The following is a 17,548-nucleotide window of genomic DNA, read 5'->3' on the forward strand; positions in this document are numbered from 1 at the left end:
CGGCGTAGCCCGGATGGAGCGCAGCGCAATCCGGGACAATCTCACCGCGGCGACGGCCCCGGATTTCGCTTCGCTGCATCCGGGCTACGAACCGAACGACTTCCTCAGCAGTGCCGGATATCTCAACGCCTCGAGCCCGCCGCGCGCCGCATAGTGCACCAGGAACGCCGCCCACAGCCCGGCATTTCCGAACGAACGCAACGCAAACCACGCGCCGAGAAAAATCAGAAGCGCCAGCACCATCAGGTTGCGCATGTCGCGCGCCCAGGTGGCGCCGATATAGACACCGTCATAGGCAAAGGCGAATACGCCGAGCAGCGGCGCGAATATCACGAACGGCAGATAATCGCGCGCGATGCGCCGTACGTCCACGCTCGCCGTCATCATGTCGATCAGCGCCGGGCCAAACAGCAGAAAAGTCCCGGCCACCGCAAGGGCAAAGCCAAAGCCCCATATGACAACTAGCTTCACTGCGCCGGCGAAAGCATTCTTGTCGCGTGCGCCATAGGCGCGGCCGCAAAGCTGCTCGGCGGCGTTCGCGAGGCCGTCGAGGAAGAAGGCGCTGATCAGGAGAAAATTGTTCAGCACAGCGTTGGCGGCGAGCGTCATGTCGCCGGCGCGCGCACCCTGCGAGGTGAAGAACAGGAACGCCACGATCAGCGATGCCGTGCGGATCAGGATGTCACGATTGACCGAGAGCATTCGCATCAGCTTGATGCTGTCAAACAGCGTGGCGCGAGACACCGCGAGTTGGCCCTGCGAGAGACGGTGTGCGATCAGGCCACCGAGCGCGAGGCCCGCCGCCTCCGCAATCAACGCGGCGATCGCAGCACCGGCAATGCCGAGGTCGAATACCAGCACCAGCAGCACCGTTGCCGCCATGTTGATCAGGTTGATGGTGACCTGCGTGCCGAGCGCCAGTTTGGCGCGAGCCTGTCCAATCAGCCATCCCAGCACGACATAGTTGCCAAGCGCCAGCGGCGCGGACCAGATCCGGATTGTAAAATAGGTCTTCGCGGCGCGCGTGACGCCTTCGCTGCCGCCCATCGCGCCGAGCAGCAGGGCCGCGAGCGGGATCTCCAAGGCGATGAGAGCCGTCCCTATCAGCGCCGCGACGATCAGCCCGCGTAGCAGGATCGCGCGCAATTCCGAGGTCTCGCCTGATCCCAGCGACTGCGCCGCAAACGCTAACGTGCTCATGCGCAGGAAGCCGAACAGCCAGAACATGCAGTCGAACAGCACGGACGCCATCGCGACGCCGCCGAGCATCGCGGCATCGCCGAGCCGGCCGATCGCCGTGGTCGAGACGATGCCGATCAGCGGCGTGGTAAGATTCGCGACCATCGCGGGACCCGCGATCGCAAACACCTGTGCCGTTGTGACCCTGGATGGCGCTACGGGCGAATGCATGCCTAGAGCTCGACGGCCATGCCGTCATGGGCGGTCGTGTAGGGCAGTTCGCCCAGCCGGGCGAGCATGTCCTCGCTCATATGCGTCAGCACCAGCCGCTTGGCGTTGATCTCGGGAAGATGCGCCACCAGCGTCTTCAGGCTGAGATGGTTCTTGACGATCTTGTCGTAGTAATAGGCCTCGGCAATGAACAGGTCCGCGCCACGCGCCGCCGGGATCAGCATATCGGTCCATTGGGTATCGGCGCTGTAGCTGATGACGCGCCCCTCGGCCTCGACGCGATAGGCCAGGAAGGGTCCGCCGGATTCGCCGTGGACCACCGGATACGGCGTCACCTTGACCTCGCCAAACGTTCGGCTCTGCTCCGGTTCGAGCGCAACGACCGCGAGATCGAAGCGCGGCGTGGTTTTGGAGGAGTGCTCGAACAGCGCTTCCATCAAATTGGGGAGCTTCGCCTCGATGCCCTGTGGCCCGGCAATGACGAGCGGGCGGGAGCGGCGCGTGAACTGCGCATCCAGCAGCAGGAACGGCAGGCCGCCAAAATGGTCGCCGTGAAAATGCGTGATCAGGATCAGGTCGATGGCGTCGCGTGCGATGCCGAGGCGTTTCAGCGCCGGTAACGACGACGCGCCGCAATCGATCAGGAAATTGACGTTAGTGCCCGTGACGTGGAAGCAGGTGTTGAACCTGCCGCCGGAACCGAGCGCGTCGCCGCAGCCGACAAATCGCAATTGCATCGGCTGCTCACCGCCTGTTGCGTGACTATCGCCCGCGGGGGCTGCCGAACAGCCGCGACAACAGCCAGATCGGGATCACGATCACGGCCCCGAGCAGGAAGTAGCGCCACAGCCAGTTGACGGCGTCAAAACCGAGATCCCACAGCCGCCGGAACAGGGTCTGGATGCTGTGCAGGATATTCCAGGGATCGAAGCCGATGGCGGCGAGCACCACGCCGACCAGGATCGACAGCAGGATCAGCCGGAACGCCACCGACAGCGGCGAGCCGCCGAGGAAGCGGTACAGGCCGTCATTGCTGGCCGGCAGGTCTCTGACGTCGTTTGGCATCGGTTTCTCCTCGCGGAACGTGCCCATTATACGCACGGCGGGGCACATGGGGAACCCGCTCGTGTCAGTCAATGGCCGCCATACGCCCAAGGAATGTTAATTTGCTGTCACGTCCTTCAGCATCCGTTCCAGCCTCTCCAGCCGGTCGGCCTCGCGCGGCGGCTTGTCCCAGCGCAGCCGGCTGATGCGCGGAAACCGCATCGCCACGCCGGATTTGTGCCGTGGCGAGCGCGCCAATCCCTCGAAGGCGACTTCCAGCACCAGCCCCTGGTCCGGCTCGTGCACCACATGCCGCACCGGCCCGAACTTCTCTGTTGTGTTGCGGCGGACGAAACGGTCGATCTGCATGAGTTCCTCGTCGGTGAAACCGAAATAGGCTTTTCCGACCGGCACGAGCTCTTCGCCGCTCTCGCCCGAGGTCCAGACGCCGAAGGTGTAGTCCGAATAATAGGACGAGCGCTTGCCGTGGCCGCGCTGCGCGTACATTAGCACGGCATCGATGATGTGCGGATCGCGCTTCCATTTCCACCACTGGCCCCTGGGGCGGCCCGGCAGGTAGGGCGCGTCGCGCCGTTTCAGCATCACGCCTTCGACGGCTTCGGCATCCTCTCCCGCGCCGGCGCTTGAGGGATCGGCACGCGCCGCCATCAGCGCCTCCCAGCTATCGAAGGCAATGGTCGGCGACAGGTCGATGCGCGGATCGCCGAGCTTTGTGACGAAAGCTTCGAGATGGACGCGGCGCTCGACAAACGGCAGTTCGCGAAGGTCGTTTTCGTCGTCGCCGAGCAGGTCGTAGGCGCGCAATTGGATCGGAAAATCCTTGATCAATTTCGGCGAGACGACTTTTCGATTGAGCCGCTGCTGCAGCACGTTGAAGGTCTGCACGCGTCCCTCGCGCAGCACCAGCAGTTCGCCGTCGATGGCGCCGGGCAGATGCAGCGACGGCACGAGGTCGGGAAAGCTCTTGGTGATGTCCTCGCCGGTGCGCGAATAGAGCCGCGTCTGCAACTGGCCGCGCTCGTCGCGGCCCGAGACCGCCTGCACGCGAATGCCGTCCCATTTCCATTCCGCGATGAAGTCCGCAGGATCGAGACTGGCAAAGTCCGTATCCTCGATCGCATGCGCCAGCATGACAGGCCGGAATGGCGCGGCATCGCGGTTGACCGGCTTCTCGCCGCGACCCTCCAGCCACGCGAACAGGTCGAGATAGGGCGGGGCCAGCCCCGGCCAGATCAGTTCGATCTCATGCGGGTCCTTGTCGCCAAGCGCAGCCGCCGCGGTTTTCGCCAGCCGCGCCGAAATCCCGATCCGCATCGCGCCGGTGACGAGTTTTAACAATGCCCAGCGGCCGGTCTCGTCGAGCTCGTCGAGCCAGCGCGCGAGCTGCTTTGGCAGGTCGGTCTTGCCGAGGGTGCGAAGGGTCGTGACGACCTCGGAGAGGGTGGGGGGCGGCGGGTTGTTGTGGAGGCTGGATGCGTGCCTTGGCGCTTCCTTACCTCTCCCGCTTGCGGGGGAGGTCGGATCGTCTGACAGCGCGCGAGCGCTGTCAGACGATCCGGGTGGGGGTTCTTTCTCTCCGCCGAGCAAGCGGCCAGACCCCCACCCCGGCCCTCCCCCGCAAGCGGGAGAGGGGGAAGATTTCGGCCACATCAGCGCAACTGTCTCGGATAAATCACCGACATAATCATACGACAGCGCGAACAACACCGGATCGGTGCGATCGGCGATCAAATCGCGGATCAGCCCCGGCTTGGCGTGCTTGAACGACAGCGCGCCGGTCAGCGCCGCCAGCGCGTAGCCGCGGTCGGGATCGGGGGTATCGCGGAAATAGGCCGTGATCAGCCGTAGCTTGTTGTTGCGGCCGGGCTCGTAGGCGAGGCGGTCGAGCAGTTCGGCAAAGCGGTTCATGCCTCGGCCTCGTCGGCCGCAACCACCTCGTGCTCCTCCTCGTCGCCATAGCCGACGAGATCCAGCGGCCGCGCGGCAAGCCCGCGCGACTTGCACCAATGCACCAGCGCGTCTTCCTGCCCGTGGGTGACCCAGACTTCGCCGGCGCCGGTGGCCGCGATGGTCGCGGTCAGGCCATCCCAATCGGCATGGTCCGAGATCACCAGCGGCAGTTCGACGCCGCGCTGGCGGGCGCGCGCCCGCACGCGCATCCAGCCCGAGGCAAATGCCGTAACCGGATCGGGAAAACGTCTGGTCCAGATGTCAGACGTAGCCGATGGCGGCGCCAGCGCGATGGTGCCGGCGAGATCGGCCTTCTTGACGCCCTTGACCGGGCGAAGTTCGCCGAGGGCAATGCCACGGCTTTGATAATAGTAGGTGATCTCTTCCATCGCGCCATGCAGATAGATCGGCGCGTCGTAGCCTTCCTGGCGCAGCAGCGCGATCACGCGCTGCGCCTTGCCGAGCGAATAGGCCCCGACCAGATGCGCGCGCTCCGGAAACAGTGCGACGGATGCCAGCAGTTTCTTCACCTCATCGGCCGCATCGCCATGGCGAAATACCGGCAGGCCAAACGTCGCCTCGGTGATGAAGACGTCGCACGGCACCGCCTCGAACGGCGTGCAGGTCGGGTCGGAAGCGTCCTTGTAGTCGCCCGAGGCGACGATGCAGGTATCCTTGCAGGTCACGGCGATCTGCGCCGAGCCGAGCACGTGGCCCGCAGGGTGGAATTTGATGGTGACGTCGCCGAGCCGGATTTCTTCGCCATAGCGAACGGCCTGCGTGGTCGAAGCGAAATTGTCGCCATAGCGCAGCCGCATCATGTCGAGCGTTTCCTGCGTGGCGAGCACGGCGCCATGGCCGGGCCGGGCATGATCGGAATGGCCGTGGGTGATCACGGCGCGCTCGACCGGGCGGACCGGGTCGATATGGAAGCCACCTGGCTTGCAGCAAAGGCCGGCCGGAGCGGGGATCAGGATGTCCTGCGGACGCATGCCTTCTATATAGGCGGTCTCCCTGCGATGTTTAGCCGTCATGCGCGCGCTTGACCCGCACCTCTATCTCGGAAGAATTGCTTAATTGATGGATTGCCGGGTCGTCCCCGATCGAGGTCAGGTGGCTGGCAATGAAGAATTTGGTTCCTGAAATGCCTGCCCGCCTTTTTCTGTCTTCCGGCGATCTGATGGCCGACCGCCGGTTCGAATTCGCCCGCGACCTGCAATTGAAGGGCGATCTGCCGGCCGCCGCCGACCTGCTGATGCAGGCGATCGAACTGGTGCCGGATTTCACGTCCGCCTGGTTCACGCTCGCGGGCATCCGCGAAGAACTCGGCGAGCATGACGCGGCGATCGCGGCGTTTCGCAGGGCCCAAGCCAGCGATGCCAATGACCGCCACGGCGCCGGACTTCGATTGATGCGGCTCGGCGCCGAGCCAGTGGCCGGCATGCCGCAGGCCTACGTGCAGACGCTGTTCGATCAATATGCGCCGCGGTTCGAAGCCTCGCTGGTGGATGACCTCGGCTATCGCGGCCCGGCGCTGCTATTCAAGGCCGTGCTGTCGGTGCGATCGGCCGCCCGCAAGCCGGCGCTCTTCAAGCGCGCGATCGATCTCGGCTGCGGCACCGGGCTGGCGGCGGCAGCCTTCGCCCGCACGGTCGACCATTTCATCGGCGTCGATCTGTCGCCGCGCATGATCGAGCGCTCCCGCGCCACGGGCCTCTACGCCGAGCTTGAAGTCGCCGACATGTTACAGGGTCTGCGGGCGCGGGGGGATGCCAGCGCCGACCTCATTCTTGCGGCGGATGCAATGGTGTACGTCGCCGATCTCGCGCCGGTGCTCGCGGAAGCCGCTCGCGTTCTGGCCCCGGGCGGGCTGCTCGCCTTCACCACCGAAACCCATGACGGCGAAGGCGTCGTCATCGGCCAGGGGCTGCGCTACGCCCATGCGGCAGCCTATGTGCGCGTCGTGGTCGAATCCACCGGCCTCAAATTGCCCCTGCTGGAAGATCGCTCCGCTCGCAACGAGGACGGCGCTCCGGTGCCCGGCCTGGTCGCTGTCGCCGCGAAAACTTGAGTCTAGGCGCTACGCAATGCCCGAATAGCGGCATTGCGTGCGACATGTGAGCTATTGCCACCTGCGTCGGAATGGCTGATCAAGACTCCCATAAGGGAGAAAACAACAATGAAGAACAAGCAGACCCGGCGCGAATTCGGCGCCACCGCGCTCGCTACCGTCCTCGCATCCGCCATGCCGGCGCCATCAGTCTGGGCGGCGGAGAAGAAATACGATCCCGGCGCCAGCGACACCGAAATCAAGCTCGGACAGACCGTGCCGCATTCCGGTCCCGGCTCGCTCTATGGCGTGCTGGGGCGGGTCGGCGAGGTTTATTTCCAGATGCTGAACGAGAAGGGCGGCATCAACGGGCGCAAGGTGAAATTCCTCTCCATGGACGACGCCTACAGCGCGCCGAAATGCGTCGAGGCGACGCGGCGGCTGGTCGAGCAGGAGGAAGTGCTGGCGCTGTACGGCTCGCTCGGCACCGCGCCGCAGACCGCCGTGCACAAATATCTCAACGCGAAGGGCGTGCCGCAGCTATTGCTCAACACCGGCGCGTCGAAGTGGAACGATCCGAAGAATTTCAAATGGACCATGGCGGGCCTGCCGCTCTATCCGACCGAGGCGCGCATTCTCGCGAAGCATGTCGTGGGTGTGAAACCGAACGCCAAGATCGGCATCCTCTACCAGAACGACGATTTCGGCCGCGATTTCCTCGCGCCCTTCAAGAAGGTGCTGGCGGATGCCGGCGGGACCGCCAAGGTGATCATGGAGCAGACCTACGATCTGACCGAACCGACGATCGATTCGCAGCTCATCAATCTCTCGAAATCCGGCGCGGATGTTTTCTACAATATCTCGACCGGCAAGGCGTCGTCGCAGTCGATACGGAAATTGGCCGAACTCGGCTGGAAGCCGCTGCATTTGCTGTCAGCGGGATCGACGGGCCGGTCGATTCTCAGCGCCGCCGGCCTCGAGAACTGCACCGGCATCGTCGCGATCCGCTACGCCAAGGAGGTCGGCGTGCCGCGCTTCGAAAAGGATTCCGACGTGATGGCGTTCGAGGAGCTGCGCAAGAAGTACCTGCCCAATGTCGACCCTGATAACACCATCGCCTTTGCCGGCTACGGCCAGGTGGTGGCGATGGCGGAGATCCTGCGCCGTTGCGGCGACGAGCTCACCCGCGCCAACGTTCTGAAGCAGGCCACGACGCTGGCGGGCTTCCATTCCCCCTACATGCTGGACGGCGTCACCTACAGCTACACGCCCGACGACTACACACCGATGAAGACGCTCTACATCTCGATCTTCAACGGCAAGGACTGGGATATTTCCGACAAGCCGGTGACGGAGTAGGCGGCCGTCGTTCCGGGGCGCGCGAAGGCGCGAACCTCAGATGCGCAATTTGCGCATCGGGGAACCTCGAGATTCCGGGTTCGATGCTGCGCATCGCCCCGGAATGACGCGCAAAACTACCTCGACGAACCGGCCCTGACGGCTTACCTCTTCTCCGTGCCGTCGCCCGATCCCTTATCCCTGACGCCGCTTGAAACGGCTGCGCTGCTGCCCGACCGCTTCCGGCGCTGGTTCGCGGCGCGGGGCTGGTCGCCGCGCGAGCATCAACTGGCGCTGCTCGCCAAAGCCGGCGATGACGCCTCGGCGCTGCTGATTGCGCCGACCGGCGCCGGCAAGACGCTGGCGGGTTTTTTGCCGACGCTGGTGGAGCTTTCTTCTCCCGCCGCCTCAAAGGGCGGTGGCGAGAAGAGCCTCATCTCCACCGGTCGCACCGTGAAACGGACCGGCGGCCTCCACACCCTTTACATCTCGCCGCTGAAGGCGCTCGCCGTCGATATCGCGCGCAATCTGGAAACGCCGATCGCCGAGATGGGGCTGCCGATCAAGGTCGAGACCCGCACCGGCGATACGCCGGTTTCGCGGCGGCAGCGGCAGCGCCGCTATCCGCCGGATATCCTGCTCACCACGCCCGAGCAACTGGCGCTGTTGCTGTCATCCGACGACGCACCGTTCTTGTTTTCCTCGCTCAAGCGCATCGTGCTCGACGAACTGCATGCGCTCGTCACCTCCAAGCGCGGCGATCTGTTGTCGCTCGGCCTGGCGCGGCTGTGGCGGCTGGCGCCCGAAATGCGCGCGATCGGTCTTTCGGCGACGGTCGCCGAGCCGGAATCGCTGGCGCGGTTTCTGGTGCCGCAGCTGGACGGCAAGGAAGTCGCCGCCGACATCGTCGTGGCCGGCGGCGCGGCGGCGCCTGTTGTCGAGATGCTCGACACCAAGGAGCGCCTGCCCTGGGCCGGCCATACCGCGCGCCATGCGCTCGGCGAAATGTACGAGCTGATCAAGCGCAACAAGACGACGCTCGTTTTCGTCAACACCCGCAGCCAGGCTGAAATGCTGTTCCAGGATTTCTGGCGCATGAACGACGACGGCCTCGCCATTGCCCTGCATCACGGCTCGCTCGATGTCGCCCAGCGCCGCAAGGTCGAGGATGCGATGGCGGCGGGCAAACTGCGCGGCGTGGTCTGCACGTCCTCGCTCGATCTCGGCATCGACTGGGGCGATATCGATCTCGTCGTCAATGTCGGCGCGCCCAAGGGGGCCTCGCGCCTGATGCAAAGAATCGGCCGCGCCAACCACCGGCTCGACGAGCCTTCACGCGCGGTGCTGATCCCGGCCAACCGTTTTGAGGTGCTGGAATGCCGCGTCGCGATCGATGCGATCGCGGAGAATGCACAGGACACGCCGCCCTTGCGCACCGGTGCGCTCGACGTGCTGGCGCAGCACGTGCTCGGCTGCGCCTGCGGCGAGCCGTTTCTATCAGACGAGCTCTACGCGGAAGTGCTGACCTCGGCGCCATACGCGTCGCTGACGCGGACCGACTTTGACGACGTGGTCGATTTCGTCGCCACCGGCGGCTACGCACTGAAGACCTATGAACGCTTCGCGCGCATCAAGCAGGACAAGCAGGGGCGCTGGCGCGTCGCCAACCCAAAAGTGCGGCAGAGCTACCGCCTCAATGTCGGCACCATCGTCGAAGAGGCGATGCTGAAGGTGAGGCTGGTGCGCGGCCGCGGCGGCGGCGCCGGCTCCACCGGCATGATCGGCCGCGGCGGCAGGATGCTGGGCGAGATCGAGGAATACTTTATCGAGGGACTGGTCGCCGGCGACACCTTTGTGTTCGGCGGCGAGATCGTGCGCTACGAGGCGCTGGTCGAGGACCAGGTCTATGTCTCCCGCGCCAACGACAAAGACGCCAAGGTGCCGTCCTACATGGGCGGCAAGTTTCCGTTGTCCACTTATCTCGCCGAACGGGTGCGAAAACTGCTGGACGACCGGCGGCAATGGAACGCGCTGCCGGAACAGGTGCGCGACTGGCTGTCGCTGCAAAAGAGCTTTTCACTTGTGCCGGCAGTGCGGGAGCTGCTGGTCGAAACCTTTCCCCGCGGCAACAAGCATTACTTCGTCTGCTATCCTTTCGAGGGGCGGTTGGCGCACCAGACGCTCGGCATGCTGCTGACACGGCGCATGGAGCGCGCGCGGGTGCGACCGCTCGGCTTCGTCGCCAATGAATATGCGCTGGCGGTGTGGGGCCTCGGCGACATGTCGTTCATGATCCGCCACGGCAAGCTCGATCTAGCCGCCTTGTTCGCAGCCGACATGCTCGGCGACGACCTCGAGGCGTGGCTGGCGGAATCCGCGCTGATGAAACGCACCTTCCGCAATTGCGCGCTGATCTCGGGCCTGATCCCGCGCCGCTTCACCGGCGAGGAGAAAAGCCGCCGTCAGGTGCTGTTCTCGACCGATCTTGTGTACGATGTGCTGCGCAAGCATCAGGCCGACCACGTGCTGCTGCGCGCCGCGCGCGCGGACGCCGCCGCCGGCCTGCTCGATCTCAAGCGCCTGGGTGATATGCTGTCGCGCATTCAGGGGCGAATCACCCATCGGGAACTCGAACATGTTTCGCCGCTCGCCGTTCCCGTGATGCTGGAAATCGGCCGCGAGTCAGTTTATGGCGAAGCGGGAGATGAGTTGCTGGCGGAAGCCGCCGATGAACTCGTCAAAGAGGCAATGGGATAGACGGGAAGGCACGTGACGGCAGGGGCGCAATCTTCGGGAGACGATCAACAGATGCGCGCCTCGAAGGTCACAATATCAGACGTGACATTCGTTGCCGATCTCTCCGGCGCGCTGTTCTGGCCGGAGCAGCGCCTGCTCGTCGTCTCCGATTTGCATCTGGAAAAGGGCTCCAGCTTCGCCACGCGCGGTGTGCTGCTGCCACCCTACGACACGGTGGCGACGCTCGGCCGTCTCGCCGCCGTCATCGCGCGGCATGACCCGCGCATGGTGATTGCGCTCGGCGACAGTTTCCACGACCGCTCCGCGCATGAGCGGCTGTCGGCGCCCGACCGCGACGCGCTCTCGGCGATGCAGGCGCGGCGCGACTGGATCTGGATCTCGGGCAATCACGATCCGGCGCTGCCGTCCGATCTCGGCGGCGTGGTGGCAAGCGAAGTCGCGATCGGCCCGATTGCGTTCCGCCACGAGCCGACAGGGGCGGCGGGTGAAATCGCCGGCCACCTGCATCCCAAGGCCCGCGTCGCCACAAGGGGACGATCGATGGAGCGGCGATGCTTTGCGTCCGACGGCGAGCGCGCCGTGATGCCAGCCTTCGGCGCCTATACGGGGGGCTTGAGCATCCGCGATATGGCATTCGCGAAAATCTTTGGCGCGCCCGGCTTCATGGCGCATGTGCTCGGTGACAACCGCGTGCACACCATCGCCGCCTCGCGGTGTTACTGAGAAATTCGCTGCGAGCCGCAGCGACGTAGGGTGGGCAAAGCGAAGCGTGCCCACCATCGCGAGCAGCGTGCTCGATGGTGGGCACGGCGCAAGAGCGCCTTTGCCCACCCTACGATTCCTCGTACGGTTACGCCGCCTTCGCCTGCACTGTGCTGCAGAACTCGGCCAGCCGATCCGCCAGCCGCAACGTCGCGGGGCTGGCATCGGGGGCCGCTACCAATGCCACTTCGGTCCGGTCGATTGGTGCGAAGCCATCCTTGGCGGTCAGTACGCGATGGTCGGCCTGGATTGCGATTTCCGAAAGAATGCTCAGGCCCATGCCGGCGGCGACCGCGGCCTGGATGCCGGAGAGGTTGGAGCTGGTGTAGGTCATGTGCCACGAACGCCCGGCACTTTCCAACGCGTGGATCGCGCCTGCCCGGTAGAGGCAGCCGGTGGGAAACCCGATCAACGGCACCGAGCCGGTGCGCGTATCGCGCGGATGGCTCTTGCTGGTGACCCAATGTACGCGCTCCGGCCATACGGCGATGCCGCCTTTCTCGCCGGCCGAGCGCTTGAACAGCGCCAGGTCGAGTTCGCCACGTTCGAGCTCCCGCTTGAGGTTGGCGCTTTGATCGGCACGGACGTCGAGCCGTAGGCCGGGATGTGAGCGCGAGAATGCCGCCAGCAGCTTCGCCAGGCGATACGCGGCAAAATCCTCGGGCACACCAAGCCGCACCGCGCCCTCGCTCTCGGGGCGCGCCACCACGTCGCGTGCTTCTTCCGCAAGCGCCAGCAGGCGCCGCGCATAGGACAACAGCCGCTCGCCGGCTTCGGTCGGCGTCACGTCCTTGCCGTTGCGATTGAGCAGCGGCTGGCCGACATCGTCTTCCAGCCGTTTGATCTGCTGGCTGACCGTCGATTGGGTGCGGTGGACGCGCTCGCCGGCGCGGGTGAAGCCGCCGGAATCGACGACGCTGACAAAGCTGCGCAAAAGCTCCAGATCGAGCATGCAAATGCTCCATTTATAAAATCACTGAATATCAGTTTATCATTTAATTTCCAAATAGCAAGGCGTAGGCCTAGATCATGGGCAAAGGAGACTTCCCATGTCGCTCGCGCCCTCGGTCGCGGTTCCCCGCGCCGCCTTCAATCCGCTCCCGCTCTATATCGCGCTGTTCTGCCTGCTCTGGAGCTTCGCCTTCGTCGCCGGCAAGATCGGCGTGACCGATTGCCCGCCGCTGATTCTGCTCGCGGCGCGTTTCTCGCTGGCCGGTGTCCTGATCCTCGGCATAACAGCGCTGCGCGGCGAAGCGTGGTCCTCGCTCACCTGGCGCGACGCAGCCATTTTCGCGATCCTTGGCGTCGCCAACAACGCGCTCTATCTCGGCCTCGGCTATACCGGGCTGCAGACCGTATCCGCAGGCCTCGGAGGTTTGATCGTCAGCGCCAATCCAGTGTTCACCGCGGTGCTCGCGGCGGCCTTCTTGGGTGAGGCGCTGACCTGGCGCAAGGTGATGGGGCTTCTGCTTGGCATCGCCGGGGTCGGCTTCATCGTCTGGCACCGGATGTCAGTCGGCACGGATGACTGGCACGGCATTCTGTTCACGTTGGCGTCATTGGCCTCGATCGTGGCCGGCACCATCCTGTTCAAGGTGCTGGCGCCGAAGGGCAGCCTCTGGGTCGGCAATGGCGTGCAGAATCTCGCAGCCGGCATCGTGCTGCTGCCGTTCGCGTTCACCTTCTCCAGCGTCGCCGACGTCGTGCCGAGCGCGCGGCTCGTGGGTGCGTTCGCTTTCCTCGTGCTTGGCGGCTCGATCCTGGCCTATCTGCTCTGGTTTCATCTCCTGAAAGTGTGTGGCGCGACCGCCGCGAGCGCCTATCATTTCCTGATGCCGCCGCTCGGCATGCTGTTCGCCTTCCTCGTGCTCGGCGAGCACGTCGAATTCCGCGATCTGCTCGGCATCGTTCCGGTGGCGCTCGGCATTTATCTGGTGACCCGCCCCGCGGCGTCAGCGTTGAGCAAGAGGAGTGCGACATGAGCCTTTCCATTACCCTGATCGGCGGCCCCACCGCCCTGATCGAGATCGACGGTTTTCGCCTTCTCACCGATCCCACCTTCGACGAACCCGGCGCCTATCAACTGCCGCATGTGAAGCTGGAGAAGTTGACCGGGCCCGCGTTGAGCGTCCGCGATGTCGGCGCGATCGACGCGGTGCTGCTGAGTCATGACCAGCACTCGGACAATCTCGACCATTCCGGGCGCGACTTTCTTAACGAAGCGCAGCGCGTGCTGACGACGGAGGCGGGCGCAAAGCGGCTCGGTGGCAAGACCGAGGGTTTTGCGCCCTGGGCATCGACCGAGTTGAAGAAGGGCGGCCAGTCGTTGACAGTCACCGCAACGCCCGCCCGTCACGGACCGGCCGGCATCGAACCGCTGTCGGGCGACGTCATCGGCTTCGTGGTGGAATCAAGCAGAGCAGGCAGCCGCCCGATCTACATCAGCGGCGACACCACCTGGTTCGATGGCGTCGCGGAAGTCGCGCGGCGCTTCAAGGCAGGCGTGGTGCTGCCATTCGCCGGCGCGGCGCAAACCCGCGGTCCGTTCCATCTCACCATGGACACCAACGACACGATCGAGACCGCGCGCGCCTTTTCCGATGCGGTGATCGTGCCCGTGCATACCGACGGCTGGGCGCATTTCCGCCAGAACGCCGGCGATTTGCGCGCCACCTTCGACACGCTGGGGTTTGGATCGCGCTTGCGCATCCTGAAGCCGGGCGTGGCGACCGTCATCGAGCCGGCGCACGCCGCGTGACGGCATCGACGGTTGCCACGGCGTCCTCGGGCAAGGTCGCGGCCCGGAACCTGCTCCCGTCAGGTTCGTTATCGCCGCGGCTGGACCCGGCATGGCAGAGCGCAACAAATCCAATTCGAAGCATCACGCGAACAAGCCTACCGGCGGCGACAAGAAGGCCACGAAGGCCAAGCCGCCGCGGCCGTTTCGCTTCCGCGATGCGCTGAAGGCGCTCGGCCCCGGCCTGATCACCGGCGCGTCCGACGACGATCCGTCAGGCATCGGCACCTACAGCCAGGCCGGCGCGCAGCTCGGCTACGGTATCGGCTGGACCATGCTGCTGACGTTTCCGCTGATGGCGGCGATCCAGGAAATTTCCGCGCGCGTCGGCCGCGTCACCGGGCACGGCATAGCCGGAAATGTGTCCCGGCATTATTCGTTATGGCTGCTCAATGGCGTGATGGTGCTATTGTTCATCGCCAACACCATCAACATCGGCGCCGATCTCGGCGCCATGGCGGATGCGACCAAACTGCTGATCGGTGGCCACAGCATCTTCTATGTGTTGCTGTTCGGCGTGACGTCGGTGGTGGCGCAGATCTTCCTCGACTACAAGCGCTACGTCGCGGTGCTGAAATGGCTGACGCTTAGCCTGTTCGCCTATGTCGCCGCGCTGGCCTTTGCGAAGGTGTCGTGGGGAGAGGCATTGGCTGGCATCCTGCTTCCGCAACTGACCTGGAGTACGGAATATTTCACCACCATCGTCGCGATCCTCGGCACCACGATCTCGCCCTATCTGTTTTTCTGGCAGGCCTCGCAGGAGGCCGAGGACCAGCGCGTCGATACGCACAAGCGGCCCTTGGTCGAAAAGCACTACGGCGCGCGGAGGGAATTTTCCCGCATCCGCGCCGACACTATCATCGGCATGGCGTTCTCCAATCTGATTGCGCTGTCGATCATCGTCACCGCGGCGGCGGCGCTGCACGTTTCCGGCAAGACCGACATCCAGACCTCGGCGGAGGCCGCCGAAGCCCTGCGTCCGATCGCCGGCGCGTTCGCGGAAGTGATCTTTGCGCTTGGCATTGTCGGCACTGGCCTGCTGGCAATTCCGGTGCTCGCCGGCGCCGCGGCGTACGCCGTCGGCGAGGGGCGGCGATGGCCGGTTGGCCTCGCGCGCAAACCGAAGGAAGCCGCCGCCTTCTACGCCGTGCTGGCGCTGTCGGCTGGTATCGGAATCGCGCTGAACTTCACGCCGATCAACCCGATCTCGGCGCTGTACTGGAGCGCCGTCATCAACGGCGTCCTCGCCGTGCCGGTGATGGTGCTCTTGATGTTGATGGCGCGGCGAAGGGACGTAATGGGTCGCTTCGTCGTCAGGGGTCGGCTTTATTGGCTCGGCTGGCTGTCGACATCAGCGATGGTGCTCAGCGTCGTCGCGATGGGCGTGGGGTTTTTTGTTTGAGGTCATTCCGGGGCGATGCGAAGCATCGAACTACGATGCGCAGTTGCGCATCGGAGAATCTCGAGATTCCCCGATGCGCAATTGCGCATCTGAGGTCTGGTCCTTCGGACCATCCCGGAATGACGAACGCCCCTCAATCCTTCCTGAACACGATCGACGCCATCCATCCCGTCATCAGCGCCATGAAGGCGGTGATCAGCCCGTAGACGAAGCCGTGCTGCTGCGCGGTAGTGGCGACGAACTGCTCGAAGCCGACCTTGACGATTTCGAACGCGGTGTCGGTCTTGGCCACCAGCGCGCCGTCAGCGAACAGCTTGATCTCGACGTTATAGAGGCCGATCGGCACTTCCGCGGGCAGGGGAATGCTGGTGCGGAACAGGGTCGGCGTCAGGAACGTCACCGCCGAGGTCTCCTCGCGATAGAGGCCGTGCTGCTTGCGCAGCCGCACGAAGGCGCTGCGGAACACGTCGTCCGGCACCACGTCGGCGTAATCGCCGCCGACGCGCTGGGTCAGCAACACGTTGTTCAACCCGAGCTGCTGCCGCCGTTGCACCTCGGGGGAAGCGATGGCGTCGAACGGCCGGTTGGAGAACAGCGCCAGATAGGCCGGCACTTTCAGGAACTGCCGGGAGTCCGTATTGATCCAGATCCCGAACCGGCGTTCCTTGCGGCGGGTCACCATGTCGGCGCGTGGGCCGGCCACCGTCACCACCAGATCGTAAGTGCGATTGGCCGGCGTATTGGCGTCCTTCTCCACCGAGCCAAACAGCACGAGCTCCTCGCCGGAGTAATTCGGCGTCACGGTGACGCGGTGGTTCGACACCGACACGATCAGCCGTTCGGCCTGCGCGGGCGAGGCCGCGAATACGGCGCCCAGCGCAAGCCATCCGAGCATGAGGATGAGGCGCCTGGTCATCCCGTCACCCCGGTTTCGCGGATTGTGAAGAGATCCTCGGGCCGGATCACCAGTTCGACGGCAAACCGGACGCCGACGGCGAGCACCAGCAGCCCGAGCAGCAGCCGCAAATGTTCGCCGCGGATTTTCTGCCCCGCGCGCGCGCCGAACTGCGCGCCGGTGACGCCGCCGACCATCAGGATCAGCGCCAGCACGGCATCGACCAGATGATTGGTGACCGCGTGCAGCATGGTGGCGAACACCATCGTGACCAGGGTCAGCACCATCGAGGTGCCGATCACGGTCGAGGTCGGCACCCGCAGCACGTAGATCAACAGCGGCACCAGGATGAAACCGCCGCCGATGCCCATCACGGCGCCGATGAAGCCAATGACGAGGCCGATCACCACGATAGGAATGACGGACAGATAGATTTTCGAACGCTTGAAGCGCATCTTCAGCGGCAAGCCATGGATCCAGACATGGCTGCCCGGGCGGCGCGTGGTGACCGGGCCGCCGCGGCGGGCCCGCAACAGCGCCCGCAGGCCCTCCCAGAACATCAGCGCGCCGACAGTGGTCAGCAGGATCACGTAGGACATCGCGATCATGAGATCGAGCTGACCCAGCGAGCGCAGCAGCGTGAAGGTCCAGACCCCGAGCGCGGTGCCCATACTGCCGCCGGTCAACAGCACCGCCGCCAGCAGCGGATCGATGGCGCGCCGTCGCCAATAAGAGAGTGCACCGGAAAACGAAGAGGCGGCGATGTGGCTGGCGACGGAGGCGACCGCGACCGCCGGCGCAATGCCGACGAAGATGAGCAGCGGCGTCATCAGGAACCCGCCGCCGATCCCAAACATGCCGGACACGAACCCAACCGCCGCGCCCATCGCCAGGATGAGGAAAACATTGACTGGAATGTCGGCGATCGGGAGGTAGAGCTGCACGCGCGTCTGCTTTTGGAGCTTTGCCGCAAGAGACGGCCGGGAGGCCGCTCAGGGCACGGTTTCTGTTGTCTTTGCCGGCAGTGGGGAATCCGGTTCGCGCATGCACCTTTGCGTGCGCAGGGCCGGTTCCCGCGTCTTTGCATAACTGAATTCGGGGGGAGGGGGGACTAAAAATGCC

At 64.9% G+C, this 17,548-nt stretch carries 15 protein-coding genes; 7 read left to right on the forward strand and 8 right to left on the reverse strand.

The features are described from left to right. Positions 1-84 precede the first annotated feature (84 nt). From C7G61_RS34560 to C7G61_RS34580, 5 genes are all read right to left on the reverse strand, one after another. Positions 85-1,410: an MATE family efflux transporter gene (locus C7G61_RS34560; RefSeq protein WP_108522183.1), complete on the reverse strand. Its 1,326-nt coding sequence runs from the start codon at positions 1,408-1,410 to the stop codon at positions 85-87. Positions 1,411-1,412: 2 nt separating this feature from the next. Beyond that, the gene (locus C7G61_RS34565) at positions 1,413-2,147 is read right to left on the reverse strand and encodes an MBL fold metallo-hydrolase (RefSeq protein ID WP_108522184.1); all 735 of its coding nucleotides are present in this window, start codon (positions 2,145-2,147) and stop codon (positions 1,413-1,415) included. 25 nt (positions 2,148-2,172) lie between these two features. Beyond that, entirely contained in the window at positions 2,173-2,475 is a 303-nt protein-coding gene (locus tag C7G61_RS34570) for a DUF6460 domain-containing protein (RefSeq protein ID WP_108522230.1), read from the reverse strand. 96 nt (positions 2,476-2,571) lie between these two features. Continuing rightward, positions 2,572-4,383: a cisplatin damage response ATP-dependent DNA ligase gene (locus C7G61_RS34575; RefSeq protein ID WP_108522185.1), complete on the reverse strand. Its 1,812-nt coding sequence runs from the start codon at positions 4,381-4,383 to the stop codon at positions 2,572-2,574. After that, positions 4,380-5,417 carry a ligase-associated DNA damage response exonuclease gene (locus C7G61_RS34580; RefSeq protein WP_108522186.1) on the reverse strand — a complete coding sequence of 346 codons (1,038 nt, stop codon included), beginning with the start codon at positions 5,415-5,417 and terminating at the stop codon, positions 4,380-4,382. Before C7G61_RS34580 ends, C7G61_RS34575 begins: the two co-directional genes overlap by 4 nt. Positions 5,418-5,569: 152 nt before the next feature. Here C7G61_RS34580 and C7G61_RS34585 point away from each other — a divergent pair, with 152 nt between their 5' ends. From C7G61_RS34585 to pdeM, 4 genes are all read left to right on the forward strand, one after another. Then, a complete protein-coding gene (locus tag C7G61_RS34585; protein WP_108522231.1) occupies positions 5,570-6,496 on the forward strand; it encodes a class I SAM-dependent DNA methyltransferase in 927 nt (308 codons plus the stop codon). Between the two features lie 108 nt (positions 6,497-6,604). After that, positions 6,605-7,834 (forward strand): ABC transporter substrate-binding protein, encoded by a 1,230-nt coding sequence (locus tag C7G61_RS34590; RefSeq protein WP_108522187.1) that lies wholly within the window; start codon positions 6,605-6,607, stop codon positions 7,832-7,834. A 135-nt stretch (positions 7,835-7,969) separates the two neighbouring features. Next, a complete protein-coding gene (locus C7G61_RS34595; RefSeq protein ID WP_420836816.1) occupies positions 7,970-10,570 on the forward strand; it encodes a ligase-associated DNA damage response DEXH box helicase in 2,601 nt (866 codons plus the stop codon). 51 nt (positions 10,571-10,621) lie between these two features. Beyond that, on the forward strand, positions 10,622-11,293 hold the full coding sequence (gene pdeM / locus C7G61_RS34600) for a ligase-associated DNA damage response endonuclease PdeM (RefSeq protein ID WP_190242107.1): 672 nt from the start codon (positions 10,622-10,624) through the stop codon (positions 11,291-11,293). A 127-nt stretch (positions 11,294-11,420) separates the two neighbouring features. Here the strand turns inward: pdeM and C7G61_RS34610 are convergent, their stop codons facing one another. Continuing rightward, on the reverse strand, positions 11,421-12,284 hold the full coding sequence (locus tag C7G61_RS34610; protein ID WP_108522189.1) for a LysR family transcriptional regulator: 864 nt from the start codon (positions 12,282-12,284) through the stop codon (positions 11,421-11,423). 97 nt (positions 12,285-12,381) lie between these two features. On the opposite strand from C7G61_RS34610, the gene C7G61_RS34615 reads away from it, so the two are divergent. From C7G61_RS34615 to C7G61_RS34625, 3 genes are all read left to right on the forward strand, one after another. Continuing rightward, complete coding sequence (locus C7G61_RS34615; RefSeq protein WP_108522190.1) at positions 12,382-13,314, forward strand: DMT family transporter; 933 nt, start codon at positions 12,382-12,384, stop codon at positions 13,312-13,314. Beyond that, complete coding sequence (locus C7G61_RS34620; protein WP_108522191.1) at positions 13,311-14,090, forward strand: MBL fold metallo-hydrolase; 780 nt, start codon at positions 13,311-13,313, stop codon at positions 14,088-14,090. The genes C7G61_RS34615 and C7G61_RS34620 overlap by 4 nt, the downstream gene beginning before the upstream one ends. A gap of 91 nt (positions 14,091-14,181) precedes the next feature. Continuing rightward, positions 14,182-15,531 (forward strand): NRAMP family divalent metal transporter, encoded by a 1,350-nt coding sequence (locus C7G61_RS34625; RefSeq protein ID WP_108522192.1) that lies wholly within the window; start codon positions 14,182-14,184, stop codon positions 15,529-15,531. Positions 15,532-15,664: 133 nt separating this feature from the next. Here the strand turns inward: C7G61_RS34625 and C7G61_RS34635 are convergent, their stop codons facing one another. Together C7G61_RS34635 and C7G61_RS34640 are read right to left on the reverse strand one after the other, a co-directional pair. Beyond that, on the reverse strand, positions 15,665-16,447 hold the full coding sequence (locus C7G61_RS34635) for a TIGR02186 family protein (protein WP_108522193.1): 783 nt from the start codon (positions 16,445-16,447) through the stop codon (positions 15,665-15,667). Next, positions 16,444-17,370, reverse strand: coding sequence for a sulfite exporter TauE/SafE family protein (locus tag C7G61_RS34640; protein ID WP_108522194.1), 927 nt, complete (start codon positions 17,368-17,370; stop codon positions 16,444-16,446). Before C7G61_RS34640 ends, C7G61_RS34635 begins: the two co-directional genes overlap by 4 nt. Between the last annotated feature and the right edge of the window lie 178 nt (positions 17,371-17,548).

The sequence above is a fragment of the Bradyrhizobium algeriense genome (assembly GCF_003062295.1).
Lineage (GTDB): Bacteria > Pseudomonadota > Alphaproteobacteria > Rhizobiales > Xanthobacteraceae > Bradyrhizobium > Bradyrhizobium algeriense.

Coding starts and splice junctions, on each gene's coding strand:
- C7G61_RS34585 (WP_108522231.1), top strand. CDS start 5,570: ATGCCTGCCCGCCTTTTTCTGTCTTCCGGCGATCTGATGGCCGACCGC.
- C7G61_RS34590 (WP_108522187.1), top strand. CDS start 6,605: ATGAAGAACAAGCAGACCCGGCGCGAATTCGGCGCCACCGCGCTCGCT.
- C7G61_RS34560 (WP_108522183.1), bottom strand. CDS start 1,410: ATGCATTCGCCCGTAGCGCCATCCAGGGTCACAACGGCACAGGTGTTT.
- C7G61_RS34565 (WP_108522184.1), bottom strand. CDS start 2,147: ATGCAATTGCGATTTGTCGGCTGCGGCGACGCGCTCGGTTCCGGCGGC.
- C7G61_RS34615 (WP_108522190.1), top strand. CDS start 12,382: ATGTCGCTCGCGCCCTCGGTCGCGGTTCCCCGCGCCGCCTTCAATCCG.
- C7G61_RS34570 (WP_108522230.1), bottom strand. CDS start 2,475: ATGCCAAACGACGTCAGAGACCTGCCGGCCAGCAATGACGGCCTGTAC.
- C7G61_RS34575 (WP_108522185.1), bottom strand. CDS start 4,383: ATGAACCGCTTTGCCGAACTGCTCGACCGCCTCGCCTACGAGCCCGGC.
- C7G61_RS34620 (WP_108522191.1), top strand. CDS start 13,311: ATGAGCCTTTCCATTACCCTGATCGGCGGCCCCACCGCCCTGATCGAG.
- C7G61_RS34610 (WP_108522189.1), bottom strand. CDS start 12,284: ATGCTCGATCTGGAGCTTTTGCGCAGCTTTGTCAGCGTCGTCGATTCC.
- C7G61_RS34635 (WP_108522193.1), bottom strand. CDS start 16,447: ATGACCAGGCGCCTCATCCTCATGCTCGGATGGCTTGCGCTGGGCGCC.
- C7G61_RS34580 (WP_108522186.1), bottom strand. CDS start 5,417: ATGCGTCCGCAGGACATCCTGATCCCCGCTCCGGCCGGCCTTTGCTGC.
- pdeM (WP_190242107.1), top strand. CDS start 10,622: ATGCGCGCCTCGAAGGTCACAATATCAGACGTGACATTCGTTGCCGAT.
- C7G61_RS34625 (WP_108522192.1), top strand. CDS start 14,182: ATGGCAGAGCGCAACAAATCCAATTCGAAGCATCACGCGAACAAGCCT.